Consider the following 13766-nt stretch of genomic DNA (forward strand, 5'->3'; position numbering starts at 1 on the left):
TCGAGCTCGAGCTCGTCCTGCGCGCCCGGCCCCACCACAACCCCTCCTGAGCAACGATCACCGAGATGCCCGGACTCCACAGCGCAGGGTCGGAACGATCCACGTGCTGTTCTGGGTCCCATGCTGTGGTGGTCGGCGCCTGGGGCGGGTCACTGTCCTGGGGTGTCGCCGTCCTCGGTCTCGTGCTGAGCGATGTGGTCGGCGTCCTGAGCCGAGTCAGTCAGGTCGTAGGTGTAGGGGGCGTGCAGAACGGGTCCGTGGTCGATGATCTCGTTGACAGCATGGGCCAAGATGTCCCGCTGGATCCCGGGCAGGGTCAGGGAGTGGTGGAGGTAGGCCTCGACCTCCAGCTCCCCCACGTCCCCGCCGATGCTGAAGAAGTGCATCCAGACCTCGTGCAGGTCCAGGCCGGCGTGGTCCATGGCGCGGCGCAGCAGGCGGGCTTGCTCCCGTCCCTGGGCGTCCTCGTCCAAGTGGGCCACCTACATGGCCGGGTCCGCGGCGCGAGCCACGAGGTCGCGGGCGATCTCGGCCACCGGCCGACGTTGAGCGCGCGAGGCCGTCATCAGCCGGCCGCGGGCGACGTCGTGGTCCGAGCCGTGGCGTTCCATCAGCATCCCGGTAGCCGTCTCCACCGCCTTCCGATCGGCCAGGGCTGCTTGCAGCCCGGCGGAGAGCCGGCGCGGGGCCTCAGGGTCCTGGGCGATCCCCAACAGGGTGGCCGCGGCCCCGGCCAGCAGCACCAGACGCCGTTCGTCCTCGGCCGTGAACTTGTCGATGCTGGTGCTGTAGACCTTCAACGCGCCGATCGCGGTGCCCTTGAACACCATCGGGGCGCTGAGCGCCGAGCGGACCCCCAGCCCGGCCGCGGCCGCACACCATTGCGCCCAGCGGGACTCGGTTCCGGTGTCGTCGACGCGCTGCACGGCGGTGGCCGCCCAGGCGGACACGCACGGGCCCTCGCCCAGCTCGTACTGCAGGGCGTCGGCGGCGGCTGCGATCCGGTCGGTGGTGGCGGTGGAGGTGCGGTGGCCGGCCTCGTCCATCAACGAGGCACCGGCACCCACGGCCGAGTGCACGAAGCCCAGGGCCACTTCGGCCAGCTGCTCCACCGCCGCGGTCGCGTCCTGAACACTGAGCAGCATGCCTTGGATCCGGGCGAAGACCGTGGTCAGATCATCCACCGAAGCCTCAGGGGTCCTCGCTGATGCATCTCGGTCCATCATCGTCACCGCCATGTCGTCGTCATCACCGGCCGACCCGTTGGCGCCACCCCGCGCTGACGAAATGCCAATGGTCCGCTCCAGCCTTGCACACCAGCCTACGCCGTCACACGTCGACGGGACCCGGTGATCTCGACGCGATCCCTCCCCGCTCCTCATGAGCTCCCGGTGCAGCACCGTACCGGTGACACCTGCCCGGACCGGGGCGCACCCATGGCGATTCCGCGACCGAGTGCCTGACGTGTGAGGCCCGATCGAACCATCGGCCTCGCCTCATGCCGGCGCCGAAGGATGTCCGAATGGATTCCCCGTTTGTCCCGTGACGGGTTCAGTGGTGGCTCGATGAGCTGAACCGCTCGACCGTCCTCCCAGAGCCCGCGGCCACAGCTGTCAGCGAGCAGTCCCCACCGCCTGCTCGGCAGGTCCCTCCGCCTGCCCGCCGGTGATGAGGGCCGCGGCGCGCTCGGCGATCATCGCGGTGGGCGCGTTGGTGTTGCCGCTGGGCACCCGGGGCATGATCGAGGCGTCCACCACTCGCAGAGCGTCGAGGCCGTGCACACGCAGGTCCTCGGGGGAGACCACTGCGTCGGGGCCGGTGCCCATCCGGCAGGTGCCGACCTGGTGGTGGTAGGTGGTGACGAACTTGTTGATGTAGGCGATCTCCTCGTCCTCGGTGCGCACCTCCGGGCCGGGGTAGAGCTCCACGGCGCCCCAGTCCTCCGCGAGGGGCCGCGTGCGGACCATCTCGCGGGCCTGGCGGAAGGAGGCCAGCAGTGCCTCGCGGTCGCGCGGGTCCTCGAAGATGTTCGGGTCCAGTTCCACGGGGTCGGATGCACCCGGTCCGGTGAGCCGCACCGTGCCCCGGGAGTACGGGCGGACCAGCCCGGAGTGCAGGGTGAAGGCGTTCATCGGACCGGCCATCCCGTCGTCGTACATCGGGACCGAGAAGTGGATCGGCTGCGTGTCGGGCACATCGAGGTCGGGACGGGAGCGCCAGAACTGGTGGGTCTGGGTGACGGACCAGTCGGACTCGGGGTGCTCGATCGTGCGTCCCGTGGCCTCGGCGATGACCGGGGCCAGCAGATGGTCGTGGAGGTTCTCCCCGACCCCGGGCAGGTCATGGACCACCGGGACCCCGACCTCGGACAGGTGCCCGGCGGGACCGATGCCCGAGCGCAGCAGGATCTTGGGCGAGTCGAGCGCTCCGGCGCACAGGATCACCTCGTCCGCGCGGATCTCCTCGGGCGTGCCGTCCGGGTCGCCGAGAGGCACGACGGCCACGCCGACCGCGCGGCCGTCCTCGACCAGGACCTTCTGCACGAGCACGCCGGTGCGCACGCTCAGCCGCGGATGGTCCGCCACCGGCTTGACGTAGGCCATCCAGGTGTTGAAGCGCTTCCCGTCCCGAACGTTGACCTGCTGCTGGGAGACGCCGTCGAGCGTGCCGGCGTTGTAGTCCTCCTTGTGGGCCACGCCCAACTGCTCGGCGGCCTCGATGATCGACTCGAAGATCGGGTTGAGCGGGTAGTCCTGCACCACGGGTACCAGGCCTTCGGTGCCGCGGCTCTCGTCCGGCACCGCGCCGGTGGGCGGGACGTAGGTCTCCAGCGCCGTGAACCACGGCAGCACGTCGGCCCAGGACCACCCGGGGCACCCGTCGGCGGCCCAGGCGTCGTAGTCCTGGGCCGCTCCGCGCACCCAGATGGTGGCGTTGAGGGCGTGGGAGCCACCGAGCACCCGGCCGCGAGGCCAGTGGATCACCCGGCCGTCCGCGTGTTTCTGGGGCACGGTGAAGTAGTCCCAGTCCTCGGCGGAGTGCCACAGCTCGCCCAGGCGGGACACGGAGTGGATGGCGGGATTGCGGTCATGGTCGCCGGCCTCGAGAAGGGTCACCTCGTGGCCGGCGTCGAGGAGGCGGCGGGTCAGGATGCTGCCGGCGGTGCCGGCGCCCACGACGATGTAGGTCTTGGTCGATGTGCTCATGGGATCAGTGTGACGGCGGCCACACACGTACGACTTGTCCGGGTGCGCAGACCCCTTGACCATGAGCGCGGCCGTGGCGGCGGAGATCCCGCACTCTGCGTCAAGAACCGTGCCCTCACGGACAAGGCGCCCCGGTGTGGTGTGCGTCACGATGGGAGCAGCATCGACCCGTTCCACCGAAGGAGCCCACCGTGACCACGACGACGACCACCCCGATGACGCCCTCCCCCGTTCCCGCGCTCACCTACGACGAGCTGCTCGCGGCGATCACCGCTCCCGACGGCCGGGAGATCCTCGACCCGGCCACCGGGGAGCTGGTCGGCCGTGTCCACGAGTCCACCGTCAAGGATCTCGAGCAGGCGTTGGCCCGGGCCCGGGGAAAGCAGCCCGAGTGGGCCGCGGTCCCGGACGCCGAGCGGTCGGCACTGTTGCTGCGGGCCGCCGACGCCGTCGAGGCGAACGCCGCCGCCCTGGCCGAGCTGCTCTCGCGCGAGCAGGGCAAGCCGGTGCAGAACGGGCCCAACGCCCTGTTCGAGGTCGGCGGCGCGGTCGGCTGGCTGCGCGCCACGGCGTCGCTGCCCCTGGAGCCCGAGACGCTCTTCGACGACGAGTCCGGGAAGGCGGTCCTCAGCTACGAGCCCATCGGGGTCGTCGGGTCCATCAGCCCCTGGAACTGGCCGATGATGATCTCCGTCTGGCAGATCGCCCCGGCCCTGCGCATGGGCAACACCGTGGTGGCCAAGCCCTCCGAGTACACTCCGCTCTCCGTCCTGGGGCTGGCGCACGTCCTCAACCAGGTCCTGCCCGAGGACCTGCTCACCGTGGTGGCGGGCGGTCGGGAGGTCGGCGAGGCGCTGTCCCAGCACGCCGGGGTGGACAAGCTGATGTTCACCGGCTCCACGGCCACCGGCAAGGCCATCATGCGCTCGGCCGCGGACTCCCTCACCCGCCTGACGCTGGAGCTCGGCGGCAACGATGCCGGCATCGTGCTGCCGGACGCGGACCCGCAGGCCATTGCCGAGGGGCTGTTCTGGGGAGCGTTCATCAACACGGGCCAGACCTGCGCCGCGCTCAAGCGTCTCTACGTCCACGAGGACGTCTACGACGCCGTGTGCGAGGCCCTCACCGAGGTCGCCGCGGCCATGCCGATGGGCGAGGGACGGGACGAGAAGAACGTGCTCGGCCCGCTGCAGAACAAGGCTCAGTACGAGATCGTGTCCGATCTCGTGGAGCAGGCCAGGGCAGGCGGGGGCCGGGTGCTGCTCGGCGGTGATCCCGTCGAGGAGCAGCCGGGGTACTTCTATCCGGCGACGCTCGTGGCCGATCTCGACGACGACAACGCCCTCGTGGTCGAGGAGCAGTTCGGGCCCGCGCTGCCGATCGTGAAGTACTCCACCGTGGACGAGGCCGTCCACATGGCCAACCGCCTGGACGTGGGTCTCGGCGCCTCGGTGTGGGGCTCGGACCTCGAGGGGGCGCGCGAGGTCGCCGCCCGGATCCAGGCCGGCACCGTGTGGATCAACAAGCACGGCGCCGTGGACCCGCGCATGCCCTTCGGCGGGATCAAGAGCTCCGGGCAGGGAGTGGAGTTCGGCGTGGAGGGCCTCAAGGCGCTCGGGGTGCCGAAGGTCATCTCCTCCTGACCTGGGCACGTCGACAAGCCGCCCGCACCCCGCGATGATGTAGGTCGCAGACCGACGAGCGGAAGGGGGTCCGGGTGGTGGCAGCAGGAGTGATGGAGCGGGACGCGCCCGGTCCGGCACGTCCTGTGCTCGCCACCTCGGCGACCGACTTCGCCCGCCTGGCCTCCGAGGTGTTCGTGCCGCTGGAGGTGGACACGACCGAGCGCGTCACCTTCCGCGCACAACTGGACCACCGCCCGACCGGCCACGTGGAGATCAGCCACATCCACGCCACCCGGCACGTCGTCGAGCACGACCTGTCGCCCGCCGCAACCAGCGGCTCGGTGAAGTTCGGTCTCCAGCTCGGTGGCACGTGCGTGGTCGAGCAGGACGGCCGGAGTGCCGTGCTGGCGCCGGGGGACATGGTCGTCTACGACACGGACCGCCCCTACCGGCTCGACTTCCCCCAGGAGGCCCGGCTCCTGGTGCTCATGCTTCCCGGCACGGGCCTCGAGCTGTCCCCGAGCGCAGTGGGGTCCGTGACAGCGACCCGGTTCCGCGGGGACGAGGGCGTCGGCGCGCTGGCCGCGGACTTCCTGGGCGGACTCTCCGACCGGATGCACGTGCTGAGCGGCCGCTCCGCCGCTCGCCTGGGGCGCTCCGCAGTGGACCTCGTGGGAGCAGTTCTCACGGAGCGGGCCGAGGACATGGCCGGGGCCGTGGCCGCGGACGCCACGACCGAGGGCCACGAGGCCCTGCGCGCCGTGGCGCGGGCCTTCGTCGAGGACCACCTCGCCGACCCGCAGCTCGGTCCGCCTATGATCGCCACCCACCTGTTCCTCTCGGTCCGGCGCCTGCACGAGATCTTCCAGGGCGAGGAGTACACCCTCTCGGCCTGGATCCGGCACCGGCGCCTCGAGCAGTGCCGCCGGACCCTGCTGGACCCGGGCCACGACCACCGCCCGGTCTCCCGCGTCGGGGCGGCATGGGGCTTCCCCGACGCCGCGCACTTCTCCCGGCTGTTCAAGCAGAAATTCGGAGTGTCCCCTGCGCAGTTCAGGATTGCGACGCGCAGCTGATCACGGATAGGGCAGAGGGTTGCTCAGGGGCCCGAGAAGTGTGTCCAGGGTTTTCGTCGAGCGGCCCGGCAGCCATGACAGTGAAGCTATCCAGCCCACCGGGGGTCTGCGGCCACGTCTCTCCCGCTCAGATCCAGCACCCGCAATCCCACGACCCTCCCCCGCAACTGGTCGGCAGAGGCCAGCATGTTCTGGGTCGACCGACGATGCCTGCACAGCAGCCCCTACCCCAACATCGCTCTCGCGGAGAGTGGCCGGCAGCCGGGCCACATGTACAGCGGAGGCCTCAGCCTGAGTTGGCGCCCAAGGAGGCGACTCTGGCGCAGGCCGCGTTGGGGCCTGTCTCAGCGTGTCGTTTCGGGCAGGGCGTCGGCAGGATCGTGGGTGTCCTCATCGGTCACTGGTCGGGTGTTGAGGGTGATCAGGACCAGTGCTGCGGCGGCGAGAAGGAGCCCGGTGGCCACGGTCAACGCGGTGCCGTATCCGGCGACCAGGGCCTCCCCCGTCGGCAACACCTCGTTTTCGGGGGCGGCGGTGACGGTGGCGGCGATCCCGGCCAGCACGGCCAGGCCCAGGGCGACGCCGATCTGCTGGGCGGAGTTGAGCAGTGCTGAGGCGATGCCGGCCTTGTCCGGGTCGACCCGGTAGACCGCGGCCTGGGTGAGGGTGACCGCCACAGACCCGAAGCCGACGGCGAGGAGGAACATCGCCGGGGCCAGATCCACCCAGTAGTTCGCCTGAACGGTGATCCTCGAGAGCCAGAAGGTCGCCGCGGCGCTGAGCAGCGCGCCGGCGACTGCGATGTAGCGCGGGCCGACGCGCAGCAGCACCGTGGGTGCGGTGCCGGCCCCGACGACGATGCCGACGGCGAAGGGCAGCCAGGAGATCCCGGTGCGCAGCGGGCTGAACCCGAGCACCTGCTGCAGGTAGAGGGTGATGACGTAGAAGGTGCCCATCGGGCCGACAGCGACCAGGAGCATGGTGAGGTAGGCCCCGGAGCGGTTCCGGTCGCGGAACAGGCTCAACGGCACCAGGGGGCTGCGGCTGCGCGACTGCACGAGGGTGAACGCGCCCAGCAGCACCACCCCGGCGGCCACGAGGCCCAGGGCGAGGGGATCGGCGAACCCGTCCTCACCGAACCGGGTGATCGCGTACACCAGGGCGACCATCCCGCCGGTGCCCAGGCCCACCCCCACAGCGCCGAGCCGGCCGGTGTGCTGCTCGGCACCGACCAGGGTGCGGGAGCCCAGGAGGACGAGCAGGCCGATCGGGACGTTGATGAAGAACACCCACCGCCACCCCAGGGTTCCGGTGAGCACTCCGCCCAACAGCAGGCCGACCACGATGCCCAGACCGGACATCGCCCCGTAGAGCGACAGCGCACTGTCGCGCGTCCTGCGATCGGAGAAGGTCGTGGCGATCAGGGCCAGGGCGTTCGGTGCGGTCATGGCCGCCCCGAGGCCCTGCACGGCCCGCGCCACGATGAGCATGGCAGTGCTCTGCCCGAGGCCGCCAAGAAGTGAGGCGATGATGAAGACGGTGATGCCGACCTGCAGGGTGGCCCGACGACCCCACAGGTCCCCGATCCGCCCGCCCAGCAGCAACAGCGCCCCGAAGGCGAGAATGTAGGCGTTGACGACCCACGGCAGGTGCACCGCCGAGACGTCGAGTTCGCGCTGGATGGACGGCAAGGCGATGTTCACGATCGAGTCGTCGAGCACCAGCATCAGCTGGGCGGTGGCGATCACCAATAGCGGGACCAGCCCACCCCGGGAGCCCCTGGAAGTGTCAGGCCGCACGACGGCGGAGGCGGCAGAAGACATCGGAGAACTCCTCAGGACAGGGTGCACGGGAACCACCGCGCCACCACGTGATACCCCCAGGGGCAACACTGCGCCCTACTGTTACCCCAGGGGTATCCACGTCAAACGGGGTGAAGATCAGCGGTCACTGTCCCGGCTCCTCGACAAGGGCATCGCCCCGTCAGTGGACCGCTCAGTCGCAGCCCGGCCTCCCCGCAAGCCCACCCGAGAAAAGATCGTTGACGCGCCTGGGCAGCGACCGCCCGCCCGTCGGAACCGGCGGGGTCACTACCCCGTGCCTGTCGCCTCTGCTCGGAAGCGCGCACGGTACTGCGAGGGTGAGGTCTTGAAGGCGGCCGAGAAGTTCTGGCGCAGTGTGACGGGGCTGCCGATGCCGCATTCAGCCGCGATCGTGTCGATCGGCCGGTCGGTGGTCTCCAGCAGCCGACGGGCCTCCTCCAGGCGCCGCGTCCTCACCCAGGTGGCCGGCGTCGTTCCGGTCGCCGCCCGGAACGCGCGCACGAAGGTCCGCGTGCTCATGTGCGCCGCAGCGGCCAGCACCTCGATCGACAGGGGCTCGCCCAGACGCCGCCCGGCCCAGTCCATGACCCGGGAGATCGCGGTGTCATCGGGCCGGGGAGGCAGTGGGCGCTCGATGTACTGGGCCTGCCCGCCCTCACGGTGCGGGGCGATGACCAGGCTCCGAGCCACCTTGTTCGCCGCGTCGGCCCCGAGGCGTGCCCGGACCAGGTGCAGGCAGGCATCCAGCCCCGATGCGGTGCCCGCCGAGGTGAGGACGTCGCCGTGGTCGATGTAGAGCACCGACTCGTCCAGGGCGAGTTCCGGATGCCGCTGCGCCAGCAGATCGAAGGCCTGCCAGTGCGTGACCGCCGGGCGCCCGGCGAGCAGCCCGGCATCGGCCACCGGGATCGCTCCGAGGCAGAGACCGACGATTGTGGCCTCGGCGGCATGTGCTGCCCTCAGCGTCGCGCGCACCGCCTCACCGGCCGGGCGCCCGTCGAGGAACCACGACGGCATCACCAGGACATCGGCGCTCCCTGCGGCTGTGAGGCCCTGGATGCCCTCGACGCCGTATCCCTCCGCGGTGCGGATCCCGCCGGGACGGTCACCGAACAGGAACGTCTCCCAGTCGCCCAGCCCCTGCCGGGCGACCTCGTCGAAAACCATCTGTGGGACCGAGAGGTGGAACATGGTGATTCCGTCGAAGGCGTAGATCCCGATCCGCATAGGCTCCCCCTCATTCTTGGCGTGATTTCATCGTACGTCGACCTTCACGCCACTGTTGGTTCCTGGCGGGTGCCCACAGGATGGAGGGGTGCTCATCAGCGGTCGCAGCTCCGCGACCGCCACCACCCCAAGGAGTCCCCCATGCCCAGCCCTCAGCGCGCGCTCATCCTCATCGACGTCCAGCAGGACTACTTCGGCGGCGGCCCACTGGAGATCCAGCACCCGCCCCACACCGAGTCCCTCCCCCGCATCGCCCAGGCGATCGACGCGGCCCACGCCTCCGGGATCCCCGTCGTCGCGGTCCAGCACACGATGGGTGACGGCGCGCCGGTGTTCGACCCGACCCAGCCCGGCTTCCAGCTGCGCCCCGAGGTGGCTCAGCGCCGCACCGAGAACTGGAAGACCGTCGTGAAGCAGTACGGCTCCGTCTACGCCGACACCGACGTCTCCACCTGGTTGCGCGAGCAGGGAGTCGACACCGTCACGCTCGTCGGATACATGACGAACAACTGCGTCCTCGCCTCGGCCGTCGAGGGCGAGGCCCTCGGCTTCACCACCGAGGTGCTCGCGGACGCCACGGGCGCGGTCAACCTCGCCAACGACGCCGGCTCCGCCGACGCCGAGACCGTGCACACCACGCTCATGACCCTGCTGCACTCCAACTGGGCCGCCGTCGCCTCGACGGACGCCTGGGTCGAGGCCCTGAACACCCGGCAGCTCCTGCCTGGCAGCGACCTGGGCAGCTCCGCCGTCGCAGGCGCCCAGCAGCACGCCACCGTCGCCTGACGTTCCGCCTGAGGGCGTAGCCCGCGCACTGATCGCCACTGTCATCCCGCAGGGCGCCTCCTTCGAACATTGGGAGGCGCCCTGCCGACGTAGAGACTTCCGTCGAGATGCGGCGAGACCTCGATCGTGCTCCGGGGACCGGCGTCGGATGGACTGTCCGATCTCCGAAGAGGAGAGCGCCTCGACATCCACCAGTTCGGGTTCCCGACGTACAGCGGCATCGTCGTGGCGCCAATGCCGATGTCCCAGGTCGTGTGGATCCGCGACCCCAGAACCGGAAACGGAAAATGCTGAGCGCCTACGACCGCCAGCTCCGCCACCCCTGCCGCCCCTGAGACGTCAGATGACCGGCCTATATCGGGGCCATGGGTAAAGCCGGAGGGTCCGAGCTGCTCCGGCACCCGCTGCCCACGGTTGAACCCGCGCTGCCCGCTCCCTGCGGGTCGAGCCAACATGCGGTGCTCCACTGTCCTCGGCCCCTTCGCTGACCTGCAGGGGACTCGCGCGAGGAAGAGTCGCCCAGGCCACCACGTGCTTCGCGGAAGACCTCTTCAATGAGCCATGGTTCATAACATTAATACGTACTAGTGTGATGGACGACACATCTCTTCCTCTGCTATGTGCTGTCGACACGCACACCCAGAACAGTGAGGAACCACCTATGAAACTCGGACTCATCACCGACTCCGTCAGCCATCTGCCGTTCGAACAAGCCCTGGACCTGGCCCGGACCCTGGGGTTGAGCTCCGTCGAGGTGGCTACCGGCAACTGGTCCGAGAGTCCCCATGCCGATCTGCCCGCCCTGGTCTCCTCAGCCCAGGCCCGAGCCGAGTTCACCGGGATGATCGCCGACCGCGGGCTGAGTCTCAGCGCGCTGACCGCCAACGGCAATCAATTGCACCCCGTCAGCGGACCCGATCAGGACCGGGTGGTCCGCGACACCATCAGTGTTGCCAGTGAGTTGGGCGCCCCCACCGTCGTGTTGATGTCCGGGCTTCCCGGAGCTCGCGGTGACGCGACCCCGAACTGGATCACCTCCTCCTGGCCGCCGGAGAACCTCGGGGTTCTGGATTATCAGTGGAATGAGGTCGCGCTTCCCTACTGGCGGGAGCTGGCTGCCTTCGCCCGGGACAAGGGCGTCCGGCTGGCCGTGGAGGCCTGCGGTGGTCAGCTGGTTCACAACGTCTCCACCCTGTTGCGGCTGATCGACGCTGTCGGTGACGACGTTGTCGGCGCGAACCTCGATCCCTCCCACTTGATGTGGATGGGTGCTGACATCCCCGCCGTCATCCAGGCGCTGGGATCTTCGATCACGCATGTGCATGCCAAGGACATTCGTATCAACAAACCCGTTGCCTCCCGGGATGGGTTGTTGGACACGGTGCCGATGGAGCAGGCGGCTGACAGGGCCTGGAACTACGTCACCCTCGGGCTGGGACATCCGGACGGGGCTGCCTTCTGGGCCGACTTCGTCTACCACCTTCGCTCGGTGGGCTATGACGGAACGCTCAATATTGAGCACGAGGACACCTTGGTCAACTCCATCGAAGGTGTCACCCGGGCCGCCAGCATGCTGAAGCAGGTCGTCCTGGTCGAGGCCCCCGACTGGCGGCCTGCCAGCATCTGAAGCAAGGGACTGCCGCACGATCAGGTGACACCTGATCGTGCGGCAATCCCTTTGGTGGTCACTGCGGATCGGGTTGCTGACCGCCGAAAAGATGGCCCACCCGGATCGACCTGGCCAACGTGATTGTCGATGGCATGGAGATCTTCCACCACCGTCAACGGCGTCACTCACGGCTGAGTTACGAACCCCCGGTCACCCACGACCCGCCGGCCATGCCCGCCCGACCGACAGGCCCCGGAGGGTCAGGGAGCCGTGGGGCAGGTCACTTTGACCTGCCCCACGGCTCCGGCGGATCGAGCTCTGGGCAGCAGAGCTCTGGGATCAGGACCGGTGGACGTCAGCCGGCTTGGCGACCTGGTAGATCGCTCCGGTGGAGACGTCCTCCTCGAGGTCTTCGAGGGAGCGGGCCCGGGTCTCGGGGACCTGGGTGGCGACGAAGATCAGGGCCACCACGCCGATGCCCGCGAAGAGGAAGAACGTGCCCGAGATCCCGACCGTGCCCACCAGGGTCGGGAAGTACAGGGCTAGGAAGCCGTTCATGGTCCATCCGAAGAACACCGAGATGCCGATGCCCAGTCCGCGCATGTGCAACGGGAAGATCTCCGCCAGCCACACCCAGACGGCGACGTTCAAGAACGTCTGCATCGAGAGCACGAATGCGACCACGAGGATCAGGATCACGATCGGGCGGGCGGGGTTGCCCTCGGGAAGCAGGTTGCCGGCGATCCCGATCAGCAGGTGGCAGGTCGTGGTCAACGACAATCCGATGATGAAGGTCTTGCGCCGGTCGAGCCGGTCCATGTTGTACAGGGCGATGATTCCGCCGATCACGGCCACGACACCGAAGGCGATGTTGGCCAGCACGGCCTGCTGCTCTGTCATCCCGGACTCCTCCAGAATGCGGGTGCCGTAGTACATCACCGAGTTGATGCCGGTCAGCTGCTGGGTCATGGACACGCCGATGCCGACCAGGATGATCCGTCGCAGCCACTTGTTCGTCAGGACCGCCTTCAGCCCGACCTGGTGCGTCTCGATCTCCATGGCCGCGACGTGCTCGATCTCCTGCAGCTCGGCTTTCGCGCGATCGGACGGACGGACCGTCTCGAGCACTGCCAGGGCTTCGTCGTACCGGCCCTTCTCGGTGAGCCAGCGCGGGGATTCGGGCATGCGCAGCATCCCGATGAACAGGGCGATCGCCGGCACTGCCGAGACGGCGAACATGATGCGCCACACGCCCTCCACGACGTCGCCGAGCGTGACGGCGATGATCGCGTTCATGACGAAGGCGGAGAGCTGTCCGAACACGATCGCCAGTTCGTTGCGGCCGGTGATCGACCCGCGGATCTCGTAGGGGGCGAGCTCGGCCAGATACACCGGCACCACCGTGGAGGCTCCACCGACGGCCAGGCCGATCATGATCCGCCCGCAGACCAGGACCGTGAACCCCGTCAGGGAGAACGTTCCCGGCTCCGGGGACGCCGGGGAGAAGACCACCAGCAGGGTACCGAGGAAGAACAGCACCGCCAGCAGGATGATCGTCTTGCGCCGGCCCCAGCCATCCGAGACCCGGCCCCAGACCAGGGCCCCGACCGCCGCCGCGAAGATCAACGAACTGACCACCACCCCCAACTGGATCAGGTTCAAGCCCAGGTCCTGGGCCATCGGCCCCTCGGCGCCGTTCGTCACACCGGTGTCGTAGCCGAACAGCAGCCCGCCCAGGCAGGCCACGACCGAGATCAATCCGAGCCGCTTGCGATGCGGCCCACTGGTCAGCGGTGGAAGGGCGACCCGACTGTCGCCCGGAGAGTGGTGAGACATGTGGACTCCTTGGTTGAGGACCTGATGAAGCAGGTGTGGATCGCGTATGGCACCGGTCCGATGATGGGTCGTTCGTCATGCTGGCTTCGCGGTTCGGCCAAGGAGGCAGAACGCTGCGCGGTGCTGTGGCGGGTGCAGGTGGAGTGCGGTTCGATCGTCCGGGTCATCAGGCGGTGACTCCGGTGGGTGGCCGCCCCGAGGGGCGTGGAGCGACCGTCGGCCAACCTCTGCTACACCGTGGCGGGCGCATGAGGGCGCACCCACTGGTGGGGAGAGGTGACGTAGGTGCCGACTCGTCGTGTGCGGATCACCAGACCGGCATCGGCCAGGCGTGCCAGTGCGCTGCGCACGGTGACGCGGCCGACATGCAATCGGGCCGCCAGCTCGATCTCGTTGTCGAGCCTGGTGTCGGGCGCCAGAGCCCCGCTGCGGATAGCACCCTCCAGGGCCAGAGCGAGCTGGTGATAGAGGGGAACCGGGGAGTTCCTGTCGATCGGCAGGGACAAGGGTGCGGCCATCAGTGGTTCCGAAAGGTGCGTGCGGGGCGGGGTGGGAACATGTCGTGCGGTCACGAAGAT

The 13766-nt window shown here is 69.1% G+C and carries 12 protein-coding genes; 5 read left to right on the forward strand and 7 right to left on the reverse strand.

Features of this window, described 5'->3' with window-relative positions:
• Positions 1-149: 149 nt before the first annotated feature.
• The 3 genes from ACFYE3_RS18160 to ACFYE3_RS18170 all read right to left on the reverse strand — a co-directional run bounded on the left by ACFYE3_RS18160 (position 150) and on the right by ACFYE3_RS18170 (position 3206).
• The gene (locus tag ACFYE3_RS18160) at positions 150-473 is read right to left on the reverse strand and encodes a hypothetical protein (protein ID WP_387611602.1); all 324 of its coding nucleotides are present in this window, start codon (positions 471-473) and stop codon (positions 150-152) included.
• 9 nt (positions 474-482) lie between these two features.
• Positions 483-1184 (reverse strand): ANTAR domain-containing protein, encoded by a 702-nt coding sequence (locus tag ACFYE3_RS18165; protein ID WP_387611605.1) that lies wholly within the window; start codon positions 1182-1184, stop codon positions 483-485.
• A gap of 429 nt (positions 1185-1613) precedes the next feature.
• Positions 1614-3206, reverse strand: a complete 1593-nt coding sequence (locus ACFYE3_RS18170; protein ID WP_387611608.1) for a GMC family oxidoreductase — start codon at positions 3204-3206, stop codon at positions 1614-1616.
• A gap of 215 nt (positions 3207-3421) precedes the next feature.
• On the opposite strand from ACFYE3_RS18170, the gene ACFYE3_RS18175 reads away from it, so the two are divergent.
• Positions 3422-4849, forward strand: coding sequence for an aldehyde dehydrogenase family protein (locus tag ACFYE3_RS18175; RefSeq protein WP_387611668.1), 1428 nt, complete (start codon positions 3422-3424; stop codon positions 4847-4849).
• Between the two features lie 77 nt (positions 4850-4926).
• The gene (locus ACFYE3_RS18180; RefSeq protein WP_387611611.1) at positions 4927-5907 is read left to right on the forward strand and encodes an AraC-like ligand-binding domain-containing protein; all 981 of its coding nucleotides are present in this window, start codon (positions 4927-4929) and stop codon (positions 5905-5907) included.
• Between the two features lie 344 nt (positions 5908-6251).
• Here ACFYE3_RS18180 and ACFYE3_RS18185 read toward each other — a convergent pair whose 3' ends face one another.
• Complete coding sequence (locus ACFYE3_RS18185; protein ID WP_387611614.1) at positions 6252-7655, reverse strand: MFS transporter; 1404 nt, start codon at positions 7653-7655, stop codon at positions 6252-6254.
• A gap of 342 nt (positions 7656-7997) precedes the next feature.
• Complete coding sequence (locus tag ACFYE3_RS18190; RefSeq protein ID WP_387611616.1) at positions 7998-8957, reverse strand: GlxA family transcriptional regulator; 960 nt, start codon at positions 8955-8957, stop codon at positions 7998-8000.
• A gap of 141 nt (positions 8958-9098) precedes the next feature.
• Between ACFYE3_RS18190 and ACFYE3_RS18195 the strand changes: the two genes are divergently transcribed.
• Both ACFYE3_RS18195 and ACFYE3_RS18200 read left to right on the forward strand, forming a co-directional pair.
• Positions 9099-9743, forward strand: coding sequence for an isochorismatase family protein (locus tag ACFYE3_RS18195; protein WP_387611618.1), 645 nt, complete (start codon positions 9099-9101; stop codon positions 9741-9743).
• A gap of 661 nt (positions 9744-10404) precedes the next feature.
• Positions 10405-11370, forward strand: coding sequence for a sugar phosphate isomerase/epimerase family protein (locus ACFYE3_RS18200; protein WP_387611620.1), 966 nt, complete (start codon positions 10405-10407; stop codon positions 11368-11370).
• 321 nt (positions 11371-11691) lie between these two features.
• Here the strand turns inward: ACFYE3_RS18200 and ACFYE3_RS18205 are convergent, their stop codons facing one another.
• A complete protein-coding gene (locus ACFYE3_RS18205) occupies positions 11692-13188 on the reverse strand; it encodes a sugar porter family MFS transporter (RefSeq protein WP_387611623.1) in 1497 nt (498 codons plus the stop codon).
• Between the two features lie 24 nt (positions 13189-13212).
• Here ACFYE3_RS18205 and ACFYE3_RS18210 point away from each other — a divergent pair, with 24 nt between their 5' ends.
• On the forward strand, positions 13213-13365 hold the full coding sequence (locus tag ACFYE3_RS18210; protein ID WP_387611625.1) for a hypothetical protein: 153 nt from the start codon (positions 13213-13215) through the stop codon (positions 13363-13365).
• Between the two features lie 53 nt (positions 13366-13418).
• Here ACFYE3_RS18210 and ACFYE3_RS18215 read toward each other — a convergent pair whose 3' ends face one another.
• Positions 13419-13760 (reverse strand): GntR family transcriptional regulator, encoded by a 342-nt coding sequence (locus ACFYE3_RS18215; protein WP_387611628.1) that lies wholly within the window; start codon positions 13758-13760, stop codon positions 13419-13421.
• Positions 13761-13766: the final 6 nt, after the last annotated feature.

Source organism: Kocuria arenosa (assembly GCF_042879215.1).
Classification (GTDB): Bacteria; Actinomycetota; Actinomycetes; order Actinomycetales; family Micrococcaceae; genus Kocuria; species Kocuria arenosa.